This window comes from Marinobacter salinexigens, from assembly GCF_008370345.1.
GTDB lineage: Bacteria > Pseudomonadota > Gammaproteobacteria > Pseudomonadales > Oleiphilaceae > Marinobacter > Marinobacter salinexigens.
This window is the reverse complement of sequence record NZ_VTUU01000002.1, coordinates 232,851-250,547: the sequence shown is the minus strand read 5'-3', so window position 1 is coordinate 250,547 and position 17,697 is coordinate 232,851. Positions and strand designations below refer to the sequence as shown.

The following is a 17,697-nucleotide window of genomic DNA, read 5'->3' as shown; positions in this document are numbered from 1 at the left end:
TGTATTACATAGAGGCTGCCCGGCCAGCAGGATATCGACGGGTCTGAAGTAAGCAATATCCACTGCGGGGTCTCGAACTTGGCGTGTATGATACTGTAACCTGCGGAAATTACCTAGGGACATAACCAAGTCCCGGACAACTCATCACCGGACAATTTGCCATGAGACGTACCGCTTTCTTCATTTCTGACGGCACCGGGCTGACTGCTGAAGCACTCGGCCACAGCCTGCTGGCCCAATTTGAAAAGATTGAATTCGAGAGAGTCACCGTGCCTTACATTGATGATGAAGAAAAGGCCCGGGACATGGTCAAACGGATAAACAAGGCCGCAGAATCGGACGGTGAACGCCCTCTGGTGTTCGATACCATCGTTAACAGCGACATCCGGGCGATTATCGCTACGGCAGACGGATTCATGGTGGATATTTTCGGCACATTCCTGAGCCCGATGGAGCAGGAATTGCAATCATCTTCTTCGTATACCGTCGGGAAATCTCATTCAATCAACAATGCCGGAGGCTACGAGCGCCGCATCAACGCTGTGAATTTTGCTCTCGATAACGATGATGGCGCGCGCACACGCCACTACGACGAAGCGGACCTGATCCTGGTGGGCGCCTCTCGAAGTGGCAAGACCCCCACATGCCTTTATCTGGCGCTGCAATATGGCATCAAGGCGGCAAACTATCCAATCACAGAAGAAGACCTGGAAGACCAGAAGATCCCGGGGGCGTTGCGGGCCCATAAACAGAAAATCTTCGGGCTCACTATTGATCCGGAGCGGCTGGCCACTATCCGTAATGAACGACGGCCAAATTCCCGCTATTCCTCACTTAAGCAGTGTATGCACGAAATCGAAGAAATCGAACTGATGTATCGCAGAGAACGGATTCCCTATCTGAACACAACCGCCTACTCCGTCGAAGAGATCTCAACGCGAATCATGGTGACCACAGGGCTTAAACGGAATCGCTGAAGCACGCACCCACGCAACAAAAAAGAGGGCCCTGAGGGCCCTCTTTCTGATTCAACTTCCGGGGATTACATTTCCTGCACGGACATCCCGAGGGAAGTAACCAGCTCCCGGCTTTCCGGGCTGGTGACAACCGCCATACTGGCCTTTTCCGGCACCAGCCAGGTACTGGCAACCCGTTTCAGATCTTCCAGAGTCACAGCCAATACCCGCTCACGGAAACGCGCGCGCTGCTCCGGAGAGCGACCAAACAGTTTGTTATGGAAAGCATGACGCGCAGCACCTGCAGGCGAGCGAGGACGATCCAGCTGGCCAATCACGCCGAGAATGGACTCTTCCAGCTCCTGCGCATCGTGCTCGGTCTCCTGCAGCCACTCCAGCGACTTGTCAAAGTCCTCCAGGGTCTCCGCCAGACGGGGATCTCGGTAGGAGAAGAAGCGGAACGTACCGTTAACGCTGTCCTGACCTGCGCCTCCGCCATAGGCACCACCTTTCTCCCGGATCGCCCGATGCAGATACCCATTACGCAGGAATCCGCCGAGAACCGTCAATGCCGCCGCATCAGGGTGATCTACCGGCACCGTACTGTAGGCCTTCGCACAGAAATTGACCTGGGTTGATGTCAACCAGGCTTCCCTGGTGGTGTAGCTGACTGGCTCAAACTTCCAGCCTCCGCCGCTGACACCGGACTCATTCTCCCAGCCTGATTTCAGATCATCCACCATGGCTGAAAGCTGTTCTTCCTCGCCAATAACCAGGAACTGACGCTGCTGCTGATTGATCTTTCGATGCAACGCCGCCAGCTTGCTGCACAACGCCTCCAGCTCGGCCGGATCCTTCAGGGCCTGGTCCAGCTGCTTGGTGCCACGAATACCTTCAAGGCCACCCAAACGGAAAGATAGCCAGGCGCCAGGACTCATACCCTGGGCAGCGGCTCCCATCGCCAGCGCATGACCACTGCCGGTAACGGCCTGTTCCCGACGGGCGCGAATCTGGGCGATGATTTCCCGGATTCGGTCTTTTTCATCAAAACGGGCACTGGTGTAAACGTCCTTGAGCAGTCTGGTCAGCGCACCACGGTTCCGGGCCAGCGCTTTACCGTTGAAGATGATGTACCCGGACAGATCCTGAACATCGTCAATACGCCCTTTCGAACTGAAGGCAGCCCCGATGCCGCCGGATTCAGCAGAAATACGGTCCTGCATCTGCAGGTAGTCCAGGTCGCCACAGCCGACTTCGGAGATCAAAGTGGTGTAGTACGGGATCAGCAACAGCTCTTCTTCAGAGAGCTCAGGAACCGGCACGATCACCTGCTCATAGACCAGACCATTCGTCCCCCGGGCATAAACTGTTGCTGAAATATCGCCGTCGAAACGGGCCTCCGGCTCGGGCATCTGCAAGGGCACATCGGTCAGATCCACCTTTGGAAGAATGGATATGTCGTCTTTGCTCATCTGCCGCTCTTCAAGAGCCTTTGCCCGATCAACGATCTGCTGCTTTTCATCCTCAGTCAGCTCAGCCTTCCGGCGAGCCAGCGCTTCACGAATGGCCTGCTGGCGACGGGCTTCCAACTTGTCATCCGGGCGCAGGGTCAAGGTGACCCGGTGCGGGTTATCAAGAAGCTTTTTGCGGATCAGGTTTGGAACGTACTGCGGATCCTTGATTTTCTCCCGAAGGGTCGCCAATACCGGCTCAAGATCCAGCAGCTCAACCGGGTCACCGCCGTGTACCATCGGAGCAATAGCGCTCATGATCAACTGCAGACCATATGGGAACTGATCACCCGCAATCTCCCGCTGGTGCAGCTCAAGCTGGTGCAAAATAGCTTCCAGGCGTTCCTCGCTGACGCCGTCCTCAACAACCTTATTGAGGGTACCTTCAACAAGTGCTTCCAGTTCAGCCTGCTTCTCGGGCTCACTACCCTCGATACCGCAAACAAACGTCATTTCCCGATTCGAGTCTTCCAGACCACACATCGGTGAAGGCGCATGGCCCAGATCGGTGGTTTCCAGAGCACGCATCAGCGGCGATGCGCTGTTTTCCAGCAACACTGCGGAAAGCAACTGGCCTTCCAGATTCTCCTGCAGGTCAAAACTGTGTCCCAGCAACCAGCCCATCACAATGTGAGTCTTGCTATCAGTCCCTTCACCCTCATTGACTGCATAGCCTTGTTCCACTCTGATTGGAGCGAACATCCGCTTCTCATCATGCACCGGCAGTTCGATGTCCAGGCGATCAAAACGTTTGAGCGCCAATTCTTCAAAACGGTCATGGTGCTCGCGCGCAGGAATGTTGCCGTAGGTGGCAAAAATGGCATTGCTCGGGTGGTAATGGTGACGGTAGAACTTCACCAGATCTTCATAACTCAGATCAACAATATGGTCCGGTTCACCACCACTGTTGTAATGGTAGGTGGTCGTCGGGAACAGGTAACTGCTGAGGTTCTGCCAGAGCTGTGATGTCGGCGAACTCATGGCGCCCTTCATCTCATTGTAAACAACACCCCGGTACACCAGATCGGTTTCCGGATCTTCCGGTTTGTCGAATTCCAGGCGATGCCCTTCCTGAGAGAAGTCCATCTGATCCAGCTTGGAAAAGAACACGGAGTCCAGATAGACCGACAACAGGTTGTCGAAATCCTTTCGGTTCATGGACGCAAATGGATACGCTGTCCAGTCACTGCTGGTGAACGCGTTCATGAAGGTATTGAGCGAACGGCGGATCATCATGAAAAACGGATCACGCACCGGATAGCGTTCGCTGCCACACAGGGCAGTATGCTCCAGGATATGAGCCACCCCAGTGGAATCCATGGGGAAGGTCCGCAGGGCCACGAAGAATACGTTTTCCTCGTTGTCTGCCGCCAGATGCAGATGGCGGGCACCGGTCTTTTTGTGGCGATATTCCTCAACATCAAGGTTGAGGGTGCCAATCCGGTGAGTGCGTAGCTTTTCAAAGGCCGGATGGGTTGCGTTGTCGATCACTGCAGCCATTCAAACTATCCTGTCTTTAACGTTTGTAGACTTGTAGGGTAACACGTAGTTTCGATTATCATGCACAGTCCAGACCCGATAAGGTAGTATCGCGATCCATGACCACCACCCCTCCTCAGACAAAACCCGTGGATGCCCCCGAAGTTGCAGCTTACTGGGCCGAGAGACGGAGATATCTGGAGCGCATTCGCAAGGTTCCTGAAATCAGACACCGTTTCTGGCGCGAAGTTGCAATTTATCTGCTGCGACGCGTGTTGTGGTCTTTTGGCTTTTTCCCGGTATTCATCGCCTTCTGGATTCCTTTCGTGCTGGCCAGTTTCAATCCGGTAGTGATGGCCTCCGAATTCATCCCCATGCTCCAGGAATTCGTGAACTCAAACCCGGAAGTACAGGCAACGACCCTCAGTACCCTGACCATTGCATGGGCCTCAATCGGGTTCATATTCCTGGTATTTGATTTCGTACTGACTCCCTTCCGGTCTCCCTACGAATATGAAGCTGACGTGTACATGAGATCCTGGGAACAACTTAACCATGATCAGCTTCCGGATAAAATGTGATTTGGCCAGCATTCTCATCAAATCCAGTCACTTTTCGTTACATAGCGTTGCAATCACTGGTTAAGATGACCAGGTAGACGGGTTCCAGGGAAATCAGGATCAAGAGGTTCCGCCATGGTCGATTTCAGGCCACTTCTGTTTATTAACGCACTCGCTCTGATGCTGCTGGTCACCGCCGGCTATGCGTCGGTACAGAGGGACATGGCGCTGAACGTGGCAGAGGAAGCCAGATCACAATCGGTTCAGGCTGCGGATATCGAAGCAGAACCAGAGATTTTCATCACTACCCCGCGTTCGGAAGAGCCGGAAATGCTTGCCATGGCCGAATCCACAGAGGCCATGATCCCCCCAACGGGCCGTGTCAGTGAGCCCTTTACTCTCGCGGAAACGGAACCGACCCCTGAGCCGGATAAACCGGCACCGACCACCGGAAAGCTGGTTTTACGCTCCAATGTGACGGATGACACTGTCACGATCAATGGCACCCCTTACGGCGCAACCCGCCTGGATCTCGAACTTAAGCCTGGTCAGTATGACGTTGTGATCAGCAAAGACGGCTTCAAACCATGGAGCCAAAGCATTTCACTGAAAGCCGGTAATGAACTGACCCTGGCAGCAAAGTTACACGCCTACACCACCGTTGATTATAAGAACGGAACCTGGACCGGCGGAGTGAAAACCGGGGATGGCACCTACCAGGATGACAACGGCCTGAAATACCAGGGTCACTTCATGGATGGACAATTCAGCGGCGAAGGAACAGCCTGGTACCCTGACGGGAGTCGTTACGAAGGTGATTGGGAGCAAGGTCAGCGCAGTGGTGAAGGCGCCTGGCGCGATGCGGATGGCACGTACTATTCCGGCGAGTTCGAAGGCGACCAGTTTAACGGCAAGGGCACCCTGACAATGGCTAACGGAGATATCCTGACCGGCAACTGGCAGCGTGGCCGCCTCAACGGCCACGGTTCCATCACGACAGCAGACGGCATGCTTTATGTCGGCAGTTTCAGAGATGACGAATTCCACGGACGTGGCGCCCTGACCTACCCGGATGGCCGTCACTACGAAGGCGAGTTCTCTAATGGAGCCTTCCATGGCAAGGGTTCGGAGATTTTTGCCGATGGCAAAAAGTACGAAGGTGAGTACATGGAAGGTCGATTTCACGGGCATGGATTGCTTCTCAACCCAAACGGCAGTTCCATCGAAGCAACCTTCAAACATGGCAAACCATACGGACAGGTTCGCCTGACAACAGCGGCAGGAGAAATGTTCACTGCCCGCACCACGGAACCCGGTGTCTGTTATCGGGAAAAGAGCTACCGGGCAACCCAATGCCCGCAACTGGAAGGCTGGTGACTGGCGCCAGCCCGATAACACACGCGCTTGTAGTACAGGATTGAGGTAGTGACATGGCGATCAAGAACGCTCTGCTGGTGGACGACTCGAAAGTGGCACGCTTTGCCTTGAGCAAATTGCTGGAAAGTCGTGATATGGAAGTCAACATGGCCGGGTCTGCCGAGGAAGCCCTGGACTTCCTGAACAGCCAGAGCCGACCAGATGTGATTTTCATGGATCACCTGATGCCGGGGATGAACGGTGTCGAAGCCACCAAGGCCATAAAGGGCAACCCGGACACCGCCTCCATTCCGATCATCATGTGCACATCCAAGAAGTCCTCCAGCTTTATGGACGAGGCCAAAAACTTCGGTGTCTATAACATTCTGACCAAGCCCCCTCACACCGAAGGACTGTCCCTGGTACTCGACCAGCTCGACCGGGACGTTACGGAAGGCACCCTGCCAGAAGCACCACCAGCAGATTTGGCAATCGACGAGGAAGACCGCCTCGACGTAGCTCCGAATGCCTCCGTGGCAATGTCTCCGAAGACCGACAAAGAACCGGATTACACCCCTCAGTCCAGCTCGGTACCGCTGACCAGCGAGCTGATTGAACAGATCGCCCGCTCGGCGGTGAAAACCCATATCAACAACCGTCTGCACGAACTGCTCAGTTCACTGTTTGATGAGCAATTCGACCATCTCAAACGAGCTCTGGATGAATCCCGGCACAAACAGGAAGGCGTGATTCAGGAAAAGCTGGATGCCATGGAAGCCATGATTGAAGAGCGTACCCGTCACTTGCGGGACGACGTGGCGGCAGAAGTAAACCTGAACCTCGTTCAGGAACTCGCTGGACTGAAGAAGGAGTTGAAGCAAAACACGGGCTTCACTGGCGAGCACATGGCTGAGCTGAAAGACCACATCACCAGCGTACAAACCATCGATACCGAGTTCTGGCAAACATTGCAGTCTGAAGCCATTCAGCAAGCCCACGAGATCTCCCGTGAAACCGCTGAAGACATTGCCCAGCGCACCATAGACCTGTTCGTGGCCCAGCAGCAAACTGCGGCCTCCAAGATCTATACCGTGGGCCTGGCGATCAGCCTCGGGATTTTCAGCGTCGGAATTGCGTGGTTATCAGGCCTACTCGGCTAAGCGATGCCTTATTCGGTCCCAGTCTTCCAATGTATCAACGTCGTCCTGGGCACCTGGAATCCCGACCCGAGTAGCGCTGACTTCCGCTAAAAGCCGGCCCGCGCCCTGATCACCGTCCAACGACTTGGCGTAAGGCCAGAGCCAGCGGGGCAGATAGGCCGGAACACCCGGCCAACCGTTATAGTCCGCAGCAACCGGCTGGTTCGGAACATAACGCGCGGCCTTCCCAAGGGCCTTGAGCTCAGCAATCCCGAGTAGCGGCTGATCGGCCACCAGAATAAACACCCCTTTCACCTCGGGACCCAACGATAGCAGCCCACGCCTGATTGACGCAGAGAGCCCTTCATGCCAATCCGGGGTTCGCAGCCAGGCAGATGGCGGCACCGCCACACGAAAGCGTATCAATGGGTACCAGGCACCACACACCACGCGTACATCTCGGCTCAGCACCCTGGCCTGAGCAATTGCCCGATCCAGCAGGACACCCCCGCCCTCCTTGAGCGGTAACAGAGCCTTTGGCCGCCCCATTCGACTGGATGCCCCGGCGGCTAGCACAAGTACCGGAAATTGCTGATCGTTTGAAACAGGAGACAGGTTTATTTTCTCACCCCAATAGCCAGAAGCAATGAACGCTGGCACTGTGCCAGACTGCCGTAGACCCCGATTTTTGCTAGAATTCGCCCATCAATCAACCATACCCTTCCGGACACCTGATGAATCACCTGTTTGTGGACAACCTGACTGTTATCGATTTTGCCTACCTGGACCCTTCAAGAGGGCTGGTCGGTGAAAGCTGGATCGTGGACGTCGTCCTGGGAGGAAACCTCGACGAACAGGGTATGGTGTTCGATTTCAGTAACGTAAAACGCACGATTAAACGGGTTATCGACGAGCGCGTAGATCATCGCCTGGTGATCCCTCGCGGCTACGAAGGCCTGACTCTGAATGATGATGAACCGGACACCTTCAGCTGGACTCTGACCACCGGCGGCCAACTGGTCCACCGTGGCCCGGACGAAGCTGTGGTCTGGCTCTCTTCCGAGCGGGTAGTGCCATCGGCCGTTGCAGCCTTACTGGAGCGGGAACTTAAATCGGTCCTGCCGGCAAACGTCATCTCGATTGAGATTAACCTGCGGGAAGAGGTTATCGAAGGTCCCTACTACCATTATGTCCACGGACTCAAGAAACACCTGGGCAACTGCCAGCGCATCGCCCACGGCCACCGCTCCCCTATTCGGATTGATCGCAACGGCCACCGGGATTACGACCTGGAACAGCGTTGGGCCATCCTTTGGCAGGATATCTATGTGGGCTCGGAGGAAGACGTTGCCCGCCGTCATGTGGGCGAGGATGGCATTCGCTATATCACCTTCGAGTATGAGGCAAATCAGGGCGAATTTGGTCTGACACTGCCGGAGGAACAGGTGTATATGCTGGATACGGACACGACGGTTGAGCTAATCGCGGCCCACATTGCAGACCAGCTAAAGCTGGAGTTCCCGACTGATTCCATTCGGGTCAAGGCATACGAGGGTGTAGGCAAGGGCGCGATTGCCGAGCGGTAATGCAGGGTCTGTACCCGGAAGCAAAGGCCTGGAGAATATTCTTCCGGCCTTTTTTATTACCTGGCTTTCGCCGAATTGCTCCCTGACTTTCTGTCAGGCACAAAAAAACCGCCCGAAGGCGGTTTTTTTGATGGCTATCCGGTGGACTAAACCGTCAAGCCGTATTGGCGTCCCCTAGGGGGTTCGAACCCCTGTTGCCGCCGTGAAAGGGCGGAGTCCTAGGCCACTAGACGAAGGGGACTAGAAATTGGTGGAGCCAAGCGGGATCGAACCGCTGACCTCAACACTGCCAGTGTTGCGCTCTCCCAGCTGAGCTATGGCCCCTCAACGGCTGCGTATATTAAGGATCCGCCCTATGGGCGTCAACCTTTAAAACACACTTTTTATCAGTTTTCTGAACATTCGTACTGCAGCCGTTTACTTCTTGCACAAAGCGGTTATTTAGCAGCCAGATCAACCCAGAGCGGCGTACTCTTTCTCCACTTTTTTGGTTTCCTTCTTCGAGAAACCGCCCAGTACATCAAGCGCATGGCGTAAACGCGAACGGGTCATATCCGGCCCCAGCAACGCCATAGAGTCCATAACTGACCAGGAGTTCGGCGTACCGGCGATGGCCACAAAGATGGAGAACATGAAATCCCCCATTTTCAGATCCATGGCTTTGGCCAGTGCTTTCACATCTGCAAAGATATTTTCTTTGCTCCAATGGCGCTGGGCTTCCAGCCTCCAAAGCGTAAACTGAAGCACCCGTTTGATCTGCGCCTCCTCCAGCTTGTTATGGCTGAAATCCTCCGGCTTCAGATTCAGCATACCCGAGAACATGAACTGAGCCATCGGAGCCACATCCGAGAATACCTCTGCCCGACCCTTGATATGGGGAATCAGCGCTTGCAGGGCATCTTCGTTAAACCACCACTGGCGCATGCGCTCCACGAACTGCTGCTCTGTCAGGTCGTCACGCAGCCACTGACCGTTTAGCCAGCGAAGCTTCTCCACATCAAATACCGGGCCACCCAGGGAAACTCGCTGGATGTCGAAGTTCTCAATCATCTCATCCAGAGAGAACTTCTCCCGCTCATCCGGCATGGACCAGCCCATGCGGCCAAGGTAGTTGGTCACTGCTTCCGGCAGGAACCCCATGCGCTCATAGAAATTGATGCTGGTGGGATTTTTCCGCTTGGACAGCTTGCTCTTATCCGGATTGCGCAGAAGCGGCAGATGACACAACTCGGGCATATCCCAGCCAAAGTACTGATACAGAAGCTTGTGCTTGGGAGCCGAGTTGATCCACTCCTCGCCCCGCAACACGTGGGTAATCTGCATCAGGTGATCATCAACCACGTTGGCCAGGTGGTATGTCGGCATACCATCAGACTTGAGCAGAATCTGGCAATCGACCTGCGCCCAGTCGATTTCAATCACCCCACGCAACATGTCCTGAATCTCGCACACGCCCTCATCCGGCACTTTCATGCGGATTACGTGAGGCTCACCCGCATCCAGACGCCGCTTGACCTCCTCTTCGGGTAATTCAAGATCACCCTTGATACCCGGGTTCAGGCCGGCAGCTTTGCGCTCTTCACGAATGGCATCCAGTTCTTCAGGAGTACGAAAGCAGTAAAACGCGTGGCCTGCCGTAACCAGATCTTCGGCGTACTGGCGATAGGAATCCTTGCGCTCTGACTGACGGTACGGGCCATGAGGGCCGCCAACATCCGGGCCCTCATCCCAGTTCAGCCCCAGCCAGCGAAGTGCCTTCAGAATATCCTGTTCGGATTCCGGGGTACTGCGAACCTGGTCGGTGTCTTCAATCCGCAGAATGAACTGGCCGCCATGCTGACGGGCAAAACACAGATTGAACAGGGCCACGTAGGCGGTACCAACGTGAGGATCACCGGTGGGTGAAGGGGCAATTCGGGTACGTACTGTCATGAAAGCTTCCTGAATTATCGGTGGCCGTTTATTAAGGCCGGCATTATACCGACCCGCCCGGTGTTTCGCATAACCGGCAATTCCGATACCCGCCCTATTGGCTAACCACCCGCCTTAATGTAATATTATAACATTTCGTTAAATCTGCTGGATGATCACATCATGCATCAACGCTCCACCCTCGCTGCCGCCATTACCGCAAGCGCTATACTCGCCTTTCCCTCTGTTTCTACAGCCGCGGAAGTTGTTACCTCGATTAAACCCCTTGAACTTCTGGTCCATGCTATTGCCACAGATGACGTGCACACCAGCACCGTTGTTCCGGCCGGCTCCAGCCCTCACACGTACACCATGAAGCCCTCCCAGAGACGGGCTCTGGAAAATGCCGATGTGATCTTCTGGGTAGGTCCTGATATGGAGAGCTTTCTGACCCGTCTTCTCAGTGGCCACGAGTTCGAGGCGCGGTCCATCGCCCTGATGCCAACAGAAGACGGCGCGGAGCATGAGTTGGAAGGTGACGAGCATGAAGAGCATGACGATCACGACCACCACGAACCGGACCACCATGAAGAAGAGCCTACAGAGCACAGCCATGGCCACGGTCATGATCATGGTGACGGGGAAGACCCGCATATCTGGACGGACCCGGAAATGGCCATTGAAATGGCCGAGCGGATTCGGGATGCACTGGCAGCACTGGAGAGTGCTGACACCGAGCTGCTGGACCGCAATCTGGCCCGGTTTAAAGCCCAGGTTGCCGAAACCGAAGCCGCCATCCGGGACAAACTCGCGCCAGCCCGTGACATCAGCCTGTTTGCTTACCACGAGGCATTCACCCGATTTGCAGAACACTATGAACTGGAACTGGTGGATGTATTGACACTGAACCCGGAGCTGTCGCCCGGAGCCCGTCACATCGCAGAGGTTCAAAACAAGCTGAAAGATGCCACTCACCCCTGCCTGCTGACCGAGCCTCAGTTCAACCGGCAGTGGTGGACATCGATTACTCGCGGACTGGACGTGTCCTTCAGCACCTGGGACCCGCTGGCCACCGATGTCGAGGTTTCGGCAACAGGCTATCTGGAATTCCAGCACAGCATCGCTGACGCCGTGCTGAAATGCCTACCAGAGGAAAGCCAGCATTAAGGGAATGGAAATCATGGCCAGCAATGTCTGGCCACTGATAATGCCGGCCATGAGCGGCGCATCGCCCCCCAGCTGCCTGGCCAGAATATAGGCCGAGGTGGCAGTTGGCAGCGCCGCCAGCAGCACAATCACCTGAACCAGCAGCCCTTCTATCCCGAGCAGCATGGCAAGGCCGGCAGCCATCACGGGGAAGGCAAAGAGCTTGAGCACGGACGAGACCAGGAACGGAACAGATGCGCCGCTGAGCGCCTTCAGATGCAGACCCGCCCCGACCGTCATCAGGCCCATGGGTAAAGCCAGGTTGCTGAGCGGAGCCAGAATGCCCGCTAACAGCGGATGAAAACCCACTTCAAAGAAACTCCAGAGTACGCCAATCACCGATCCGACAATCAGTGGATTGGTGACAATGGCCTTCATCAGCGGCGCAAACCGCACCTTGTCCTGGCTGGACACCAGCGAGAACATCACAATGCAGAGCAGATTGAGCAGTGGCACCATAACCGCCACTGAAATCGCTGTCAGAGATAACCCGTCATCACCCAGCAGCATGCCGCCCGCCGCCAGGCCTACATAGGAGTTAAAGCGGATCGCTCCCTGGTAGACCGAAGAGAACACCGCACCGGGCCATTTCCAGAACCACTGGGCCAATACAAGCACCAGAGTCATGGCCAGCAACATGGAACAGATAAGAATGGCGATGTCAGTATAGGCCGAAGGCGGGAGCCGGGCCTGACCCAGCTTGAACACGAGCATCACCGGGAAAAGCACATAATAGGTGAAGCGCTCAGCCTGGTGCCAGAAGTCGCCACCCGGGAATTGCACCCGGTTGAGGAAGTAACCCAGCAGAATCAGGGTGAATACAGGAAACAGCGCCTGCACAACGACGGGCATTCAAACCTCCAGACAGTGCGATACTGCGACGAAGCTTAACAAATGCCCTATCCAGCGTCCCGTATACAAAGTGCTGAGGTTAGCGTCCCCGCAGCTTTTTGAGAATGGTGCGCGTGACTTTGGTCGGCGCGGAACGGGTAATTGGCCACAGCGCTTTGAACTGTGCAGAAATGGGCCGATGCAAGCGGGGAGACTGAACCTGCGCCCAGGCTTCCCGGGCAATCTGCTCTGGCTTCAAATTGATACCCAGGGAATCAAACAGCTTCGATGCACCGGCATTGTCCTGAACCATTCCGGTGTTCACGAACGGAGGCATGAGATCACAGACGCGAATATCGTGCTCTTCCCACTCGATATCCAACGCCTCCGTCATCGCGCGTACGGCATGCTTGCTGGCCGAGTATGAGGCAAAGTCCGGTGTACCATAGGCCGCAGATGCTGAACTCATATTCACCACGACGGCACCCGGGGTTTCTTTGAGATAGGGGAAAGCCGCGTGCAGGACATTCATCAGGCCAACAACGTTGATATCAACAATGGCCCGATGAACAGACATTTCGATCTCTTCAAATGCACCAACCCGAAGAATGCCCGCGTTATTGTGCAGCGCATGGATCTTGCCATCCGTGTGACGAACAAAATCCGCCAGAGCTCTGGCAACCGAAGCCTGGTCTGTCACGTCCATCACATGAATCGAACAGGCACCCTCCCCCAACTCGGTTTTCAGTTCCGCCAGCGCCTGCTCATCGCGGTCGGCCGCACCGATAAACCAGCCTTTGGAAGCGAAGAGCCGAGCAGTTTCCCGGCCTATGCCGGCAGCGGCGCCGGTAATAAAGATCGATTGGGTCATGTGTTAAGTCCGTTTTTGTTGGTGAATTCATCTGGAAACGCCCACGACGTCCAGGGTGTAGATAAACACCAACGCCAAACTTAAACAAGTGTTTGATCAGTTTGTGGCGAGGGCTTAGCCTGCCGGGGAACAAGCGTCACTGAAACCGACGAACAAACTCTATGTAATCCCTATGTGCCCGCTCAAGCGATACCGGCCGAAAGCTGACCTCGCTACCCGGCTGGCACTGGGCCAATCGGCTACATGCAAGAGGCGGCAAGGTACCCAGCCTCGGATAACCACCGATGGTTTGCCGGTCATTCATCAACACGATGGGCTGGCCGTCCGGCGGCACCTGTACCGCACCGAGAGCCAGCCCCTCAGATACCATGTTGGAAATCGCACATTTCAGCGCCGGCCCCTGCAGGCGGATTCCCATTCGATCAGAACGGCTGTCAACTTCCCACTGGCGATTGAAAAATTCAAAAAGGCTGACGCCACTGAATTCACCGGCTTGTGCGCCCAACACAAATTCAAGCTCAGCAAGCCCGGTATAATCCAGCTTTTCGATCTCAGGCACGGCCCGGTTACATGGAGTGTTTTCGATGGCCTCCCGGCGAACCTGCAGGCGATCTCCCACCGCCAGTTGACGCCCCTGTCCGTCATGGCCGCCCAGCCCTTCGCGCACAACCCCGGAACAGCTCCCCAGTACCGGCTCCGCCTGGAACCCGCCGAAGACCGCCAGATAAGCCCGCAATCCCGAACGTGGTGCCTTGAACTCAAGCACCTGACCAGACCGCATCATGAAGGCAGACCAGGGGGGCGGTGGTTCGCCGTCGATCTCAGCACCCAGGTCAGCACCTGAAATAGCCAGGTAGAGATCTTCCATGGCTTTCAATTGCAAACCACCGAACGTAATTTCGAGAGCAGGAGCTCCCCACGGGTTCGCAACCAGCCAGTTGGCCCAGGCCCAAGCATGCAGATCCACCGCGCCGCCCTGAGTAATACCCAGGTGACGTACACCAAAACGCCCGGCATCCTGAAGGGAAGCCAGCGGCCCCGACCGGAGCGTTTCAAAACCAGAAACGTGTGCCATTTATCCGTCAGCCTCCTGAGGTGTAGTGTCGCCACCGAGGCGGAGAAACTCGTCTTTGCTGACAGAGACCATCCGGACTTTATCGCCCACCTGGAAATAACTCATCTGTTCACGATTCCGGTCAAACAACACCGTGGGTGTACGCCCGATCAGGTTCCAGCCGCCTGGAGACGCCGCCGGATAAGCGGAGGTCTGACTTCCGGCAATCGCAACGCTGCCCGGGTAAACCCGCTTTCTCGGTGTCGCCAATCTGGGGGCCCGAAGTTCAGGATCCACCGAACCCATAAAGGCAAATCCGGGTGCGAAGCCCAGCGCAAATACCTGATAGACAGGCGCTGTATGCAGTTCGATTAATGAGGTCACGCTCAGCCCTTTGCCCTCTGCAAGGACCAGAAGTTCAGGGCCCACCGAAGGGTCATACCACACCGGCAGCTCCCGGACCGGGCTATCACCTCCATCGTCCGTCACAGCCAGTGCGGATACCAATTGCTGAAGCAAGCCCCTGGCCTGATCCGGAGACATCCTCAGAGGGTCATATTGAACAAGGAGTGTTGTGTAAGATGGCACAAGATCGATCAATGCCACTCCAAAGGTCTGTTCACACTCCCGGGCCAGCGCCATCACCCATGGCAGGTTCTGCTCTTCGATCATGTCGAATAACCGCACCAGCCAGGCGCCAACACCGGCGTTCTCTATCCGGGGAGATCTGTTCATTCTACTTGTCTGCCACCTAACATCGTCATCCAGCACAGCCCGGATGGCTCCAGGTACCGTCACGGACGCCTCGTTGTCGTCATGAACACACAGTGTATCTGCCCGAAGGGAAACATGCATAGGCAATAATTCCCACAAATACCCAATCTGAGCATATTTGCCTATACACATCCCAGGCACTAAACTTTCACAATAACAACAGTGAGCAATCCACATTCAACAGGAGGCGACCCCATGATCGGCCTGGGACACCATCAGCCAACTGATACCGCACCGCCATCCAGATCAGGTCCTGCACTGACAGCCGTACACAGCACAGCGGGGCTGCGCTGGCTGTTTGAACGCCGTGAACTCTGGGGCCTGACAATGGACGACCTCGGAACCCTTCTGGGCGGCGTTCGCCGGCGCACACTCACTGATTGGCAACGGCGGATCAATGGCGGAGATCAGGTTGAGGTCTCTCGCGACACCATGGACAGGATCAGCTTGCTGCTGGGAATCCACAAGGCCCTTACCCTGCTCTCACCAGCGGGGCATGAGCGCCTGGCCTACGAATGGTTCCAGAAGCCTGTGGAACTCATGGGGCTGAGGGGCCAATCCATCCGGGACTATCTGCTCGAACAGGGCTCCATGGACGCTCTCTATTACGTGCGCCGCAACCTTGACGCCATGCGCGGCTGACGCATAAATGATATAAGGAGCACCCGGTGGAACACATAAAGCCGGAATGGAAGCATCACAGGGTCATACACAGCAAGTACCCCCCGCTGGACTGCTTTGAGAGCGATGACGCCATGATCCTCGGCGAACTCGAGTCCGCCACCAGCGACCGGGTGGCTCATTGGCCACGGTATGTCGACGAATCGGATTTTCGCTACGGCCCAGGCTGGGGGCCGGTCATGGCCTCATTCTGCTACCCGGCTGAAGGCCGCTTCAATACGCTTTCACGCGGGGCATACTATGCCGGAGATTCACTTGAAACCGCACTCCGGGAATGGGTCTATCACTCGGGCAAGGTGTGGCAGGGGTTCGGGGTAACGAATGATTACTCCGCAGTCGTCAGGTGTTACACCGGCCACACCGCAGAGCCTCTGGTGGATCTGCGCAACCAGTCTCAATACATGCACGACACCAACTACGCGCCAGGACAGCGTATGGCAGCCGATCTCCTGAATGCCGGTGAATACGGCGTTCTGTTCAGCTCCATCCGCCATCCCGGCGCCGAAGCCATTGCCCTGCTCCGGCCCTCAGCGACGACTCCGGTTATTCAGTCAGGGCACTATGTGCTGCAATGGAATGGGGAACGGTTTACACAATATGCGCGACTGGAAGAGTACTGTCCGCTATAGCCTTCGCCAAAGCCCTACAGAAATCACACCCCCCTTCCTGTTAAACTACACCGCTCAATGACACGTATACCCCAGAGTTTGTCGCAAACAGGTTCCTGAAATGTCCGTATTGCCCCCAGAAAACACCATGCCCCCGACCACTGGCCTCTCGCGCCGCTTCTCGGTGGCACCAATGATGGACTGGACGACACCACACTTCCGTTACCTGGCCCGCCTGCTTAGCCGTCACACGCTGCTCTACACGGAGATGGTCACCACTGGCGCCCTGATCCACGGCGATACCCAGCGTTTTTTACGCCACGACCCGGCGGAATATCCCCTGGCGCTTCAATTAGGCGGCAGTCATGCCGGTGAATTGGCACAATGTGCAAAACTGGCTGAACAGTTCGGGTTTGATGAGGTGAACCTGAACGTTGGCTGCCCGAGTGATCGGGTTCAGAACAATATGATTGGCGCCTGCCTGATGGGGCACCCGGACAAGGTAGCCGAGGGTGTGTCGGCGATGATCGACGCGACCAACCTGCCGGTTACCGTCAAACATCGCATCGGTATCAATGGCCGCGAATCCTGGGACGAACTGTGTGAATTTGTTGAGAAAGTGGCTGCCGCTGGCTGCCGGACGTTCATCGTCCACGCCCGCATTGCCATTCTGGAAGGCCTGAGCCCGAAGGAAAACCGCGATATTCCGCCGCTCAAATACGACTGGGTGTACCGCCTGAAGCAGACCTATCCGGATCTGGAAATCATCATTAACGGCGGCATCAAAACCTTTGATGAGTGCCACGACCACCTGCAACACACCGATGGCGTGATGCTGGGGCGCGAGGCCTACCATAACCCCTGGCTGCTGGCCGGGGTAGACCCCGAGTTCTTTGGCGAGCGGGCACCGGTGCAGACTCGTCATGAGGCCCTGCGCGCCATGATCCCATTCATCGAAAGCGAACTCGAGCGTGGGGTGTTCCTTACTCACATCTCCCGCCACCTGCTGGGCCTGTTCCACGGCATTCCCGGCGGCCGCCAGTTCCGTCGCTATATCAGCGAGAATGCTCACAAGCGTGGCGCCGGAATTGAAGTAATCCAGGCCGCCCTGGAAAAAGTACGCGAGCATGAAAACCCCGCCATTGCGGAAGCGTAATCGTCTCCATACCTTTTG

At 56.0% G+C, this 17,697-nt stretch carries 16 protein-coding genes and 2 tRNA genes; 9 read left to right on the top strand and 9 right to left on the bottom strand.

The genetic code is table 11. From position 1 onward, the window contains the following. Positions 1 to 161: 161 nt before the first annotated feature. Positions 162 to 977, top strand: coding sequence for a posphoenolpyruvate synthetase regulatory kinase/phosphorylase PpsR (gene ppsR, locus FWJ25_RS05640; protein ID WP_149599287.1), 816 nt, complete (start codon positions 162 to 164; stop codon positions 975 to 977). 65 nt (positions 978 to 1,042) lie between these two features. Here ppsR and FWJ25_RS05635 read toward each other — a convergent pair whose 3' ends face one another. Then, entirely contained in the window at positions 1,043 to 3,967 is a 2,925-nt protein-coding gene (locus tag FWJ25_RS05635; RefSeq protein ID WP_149599286.1) for an insulinase family protein, read from the bottom strand. Positions 3,968 to 4,065: 98 nt separating this feature from the next. Between FWJ25_RS05635 and FWJ25_RS05630 the strand changes: the two genes are divergently transcribed. From FWJ25_RS05630 to FWJ25_RS05620, 3 genes are all read left to right on the top strand, one after another. Beyond that, positions 4,066 to 4,527, top strand: a complete 462-nt coding sequence (locus tag FWJ25_RS05630; protein ID WP_149599285.1) for a hypothetical protein — start codon at positions 4,066 to 4,068, stop codon at positions 4,525 to 4,527. Between the two features lie 114 nt (positions 4,528 to 4,641). Continuing rightward, entirely contained in the window at positions 4,642 to 5,883 is a 1,242-nt protein-coding gene (locus tag FWJ25_RS05625) for a PEGA domain-containing protein (protein WP_149599284.1), read from the top strand. A 53-nt stretch (positions 5,884 to 5,936) separates the two neighbouring features. Further along, positions 5,937 to 7,022 carry a response regulator gene (locus tag FWJ25_RS05620; protein ID WP_149599283.1) on the top strand — a complete coding sequence of 362 codons (1,086 nt, stop codon included), beginning with the start codon at positions 5,937 to 5,939 and terminating at the stop codon, positions 7,020 to 7,022. Here the strand turns inward: FWJ25_RS05620 and FWJ25_RS05615 are convergent. Then, the gene (locus tag FWJ25_RS05615) at positions 7,011 to 7,550 is read right to left on the bottom strand and encodes a nucleotidyltransferase family protein (RefSeq protein ID WP_149599282.1); all 540 of its coding nucleotides are present in this window, start codon (positions 7,548 to 7,550) and stop codon (positions 7,011 to 7,013) included. The genes FWJ25_RS05620 and FWJ25_RS05615 overlap by 12 nt on opposite strands. A 185-nt stretch (positions 7,551 to 7,735) precedes the next feature. Here FWJ25_RS05615 and FWJ25_RS05610 point away from each other — a divergent pair, with 185 nt between their 5' ends. Then, positions 7,736 to 8,587, top strand: a complete 852-nt coding sequence (locus tag FWJ25_RS05610) for a 6-pyruvoyl trahydropterin synthase family protein (protein ID WP_149599281.1) — start codon at positions 7,736 to 7,738, stop codon at positions 8,585 to 8,587. Positions 8,588 to 8,752: 165 nt separating this feature from the next. On the opposite strand, the gene FWJ25_RS05605 is transcribed toward FWJ25_RS05610, so the two are convergent. The 3 genes from FWJ25_RS05605 to gltX form a co-directional block, all read right to left on the bottom strand. Continuing rightward, positions 8,753 to 8,828: transfer RNA gene (locus FWJ25_RS05605), tRNA-Glu, on the bottom strand. A gap of 7 nt (positions 8,829 to 8,835) precedes the next feature. Continuing rightward, positions 8,836 to 8,911: transfer RNA gene (locus tag FWJ25_RS05600), tRNA-Ala, on the bottom strand. A gap of 129 nt (positions 8,912 to 9,040) precedes the next feature. Continuing rightward, positions 9,041 to 10,519, bottom strand: a complete 1,479-nt coding sequence (gene gltX / locus FWJ25_RS05595) for a glutamate--tRNA ligase (protein ID WP_149599280.1) — start codon at positions 10,517 to 10,519, stop codon at positions 9,041 to 9,043. A gap of 162 nt (positions 10,520 to 10,681) precedes the next feature. Between gltX and FWJ25_RS05590 the strand changes: the two genes are divergently transcribed. After that, positions 10,682 to 11,665 carry a zinc ABC transporter substrate-binding protein gene (locus FWJ25_RS05590; RefSeq protein WP_149599279.1) on the top strand — a complete coding sequence of 328 codons (984 nt, stop codon included), beginning with the start codon at positions 10,682 to 10,684 and terminating at the stop codon, positions 11,663 to 11,665. Here the strand turns inward: FWJ25_RS05590 and FWJ25_RS05585 are convergent. The 4 genes from FWJ25_RS05585 to pxpB all read right to left on the bottom strand — a co-directional run bounded on the left by FWJ25_RS05585 (position 11,642) and on the right by pxpB (position 15,195). Next, a complete protein-coding gene (locus FWJ25_RS05585) occupies positions 11,642 to 12,556 on the bottom strand; it encodes an AEC family transporter (RefSeq protein ID WP_149599278.1) in 915 nt (304 codons plus the stop codon). The genes FWJ25_RS05590 and FWJ25_RS05585 overlap by 24 nt on opposite strands. A gap of 79 nt (positions 12,557 to 12,635) precedes the next feature. Then, positions 12,636 to 13,406, bottom strand: coding sequence for an SDR family oxidoreductase (locus FWJ25_RS05580; protein ID WP_149599277.1), 771 nt, complete (start codon positions 13,404 to 13,406; stop codon positions 12,636 to 12,638). A gap of 136 nt (positions 13,407 to 13,542) precedes the next feature. Continuing rightward, the gene (locus FWJ25_RS05575; protein WP_149599276.1) at positions 13,543 to 14,481 is read right to left on the bottom strand and encodes a 5-oxoprolinase subunit C family protein; all 939 of its coding nucleotides are present in this window, start codon (positions 14,479 to 14,481) and stop codon (positions 13,543 to 13,545) included. Beyond that, positions 14,482 to 15,195 carry a 5-oxoprolinase subunit PxpB gene (gene pxpB, locus FWJ25_RS05570; protein ID WP_149599275.1) on the bottom strand — a complete coding sequence of 238 codons (714 nt, stop codon included), beginning with the start codon at positions 15,193 to 15,195 and terminating at the stop codon, positions 14,482 to 14,484. A gap of 234 nt (positions 15,196 to 15,429) precedes the next feature. On the opposite strand from pxpB, the gene FWJ25_RS05565 reads away from it, so the two are divergent. The 3 genes from FWJ25_RS05565 (at position 15,430) to dusA (ending at position 17,679) form a co-directional block, all read left to right on the top strand. Continuing rightward, entirely contained in the window at positions 15,430 to 15,876 is a 447-nt protein-coding gene (locus FWJ25_RS05565) for a DUF2384 domain-containing protein (RefSeq protein ID WP_149599274.1), read from the top strand. Between the two features lie 26 nt (positions 15,877 to 15,902). Then, entirely contained in the window at positions 15,903 to 16,544 is a 642-nt protein-coding gene (locus FWJ25_RS05560; protein ID WP_149599273.1) for an RES family NAD+ phosphorylase, read from the top strand. Positions 16,545 to 16,671: 127 nt separating this feature from the next. Beyond that, positions 16,672 to 17,679 (top strand): tRNA dihydrouridine(20/20a) synthase DusA, encoded by a 1,008-nt coding sequence (gene dusA / locus FWJ25_RS05555; protein WP_246166665.1) that lies wholly within the window; start codon positions 16,672 to 16,674, stop codon positions 17,677 to 17,679. Positions 17,680 to 17,697 lie beyond the last annotated feature (18 nt).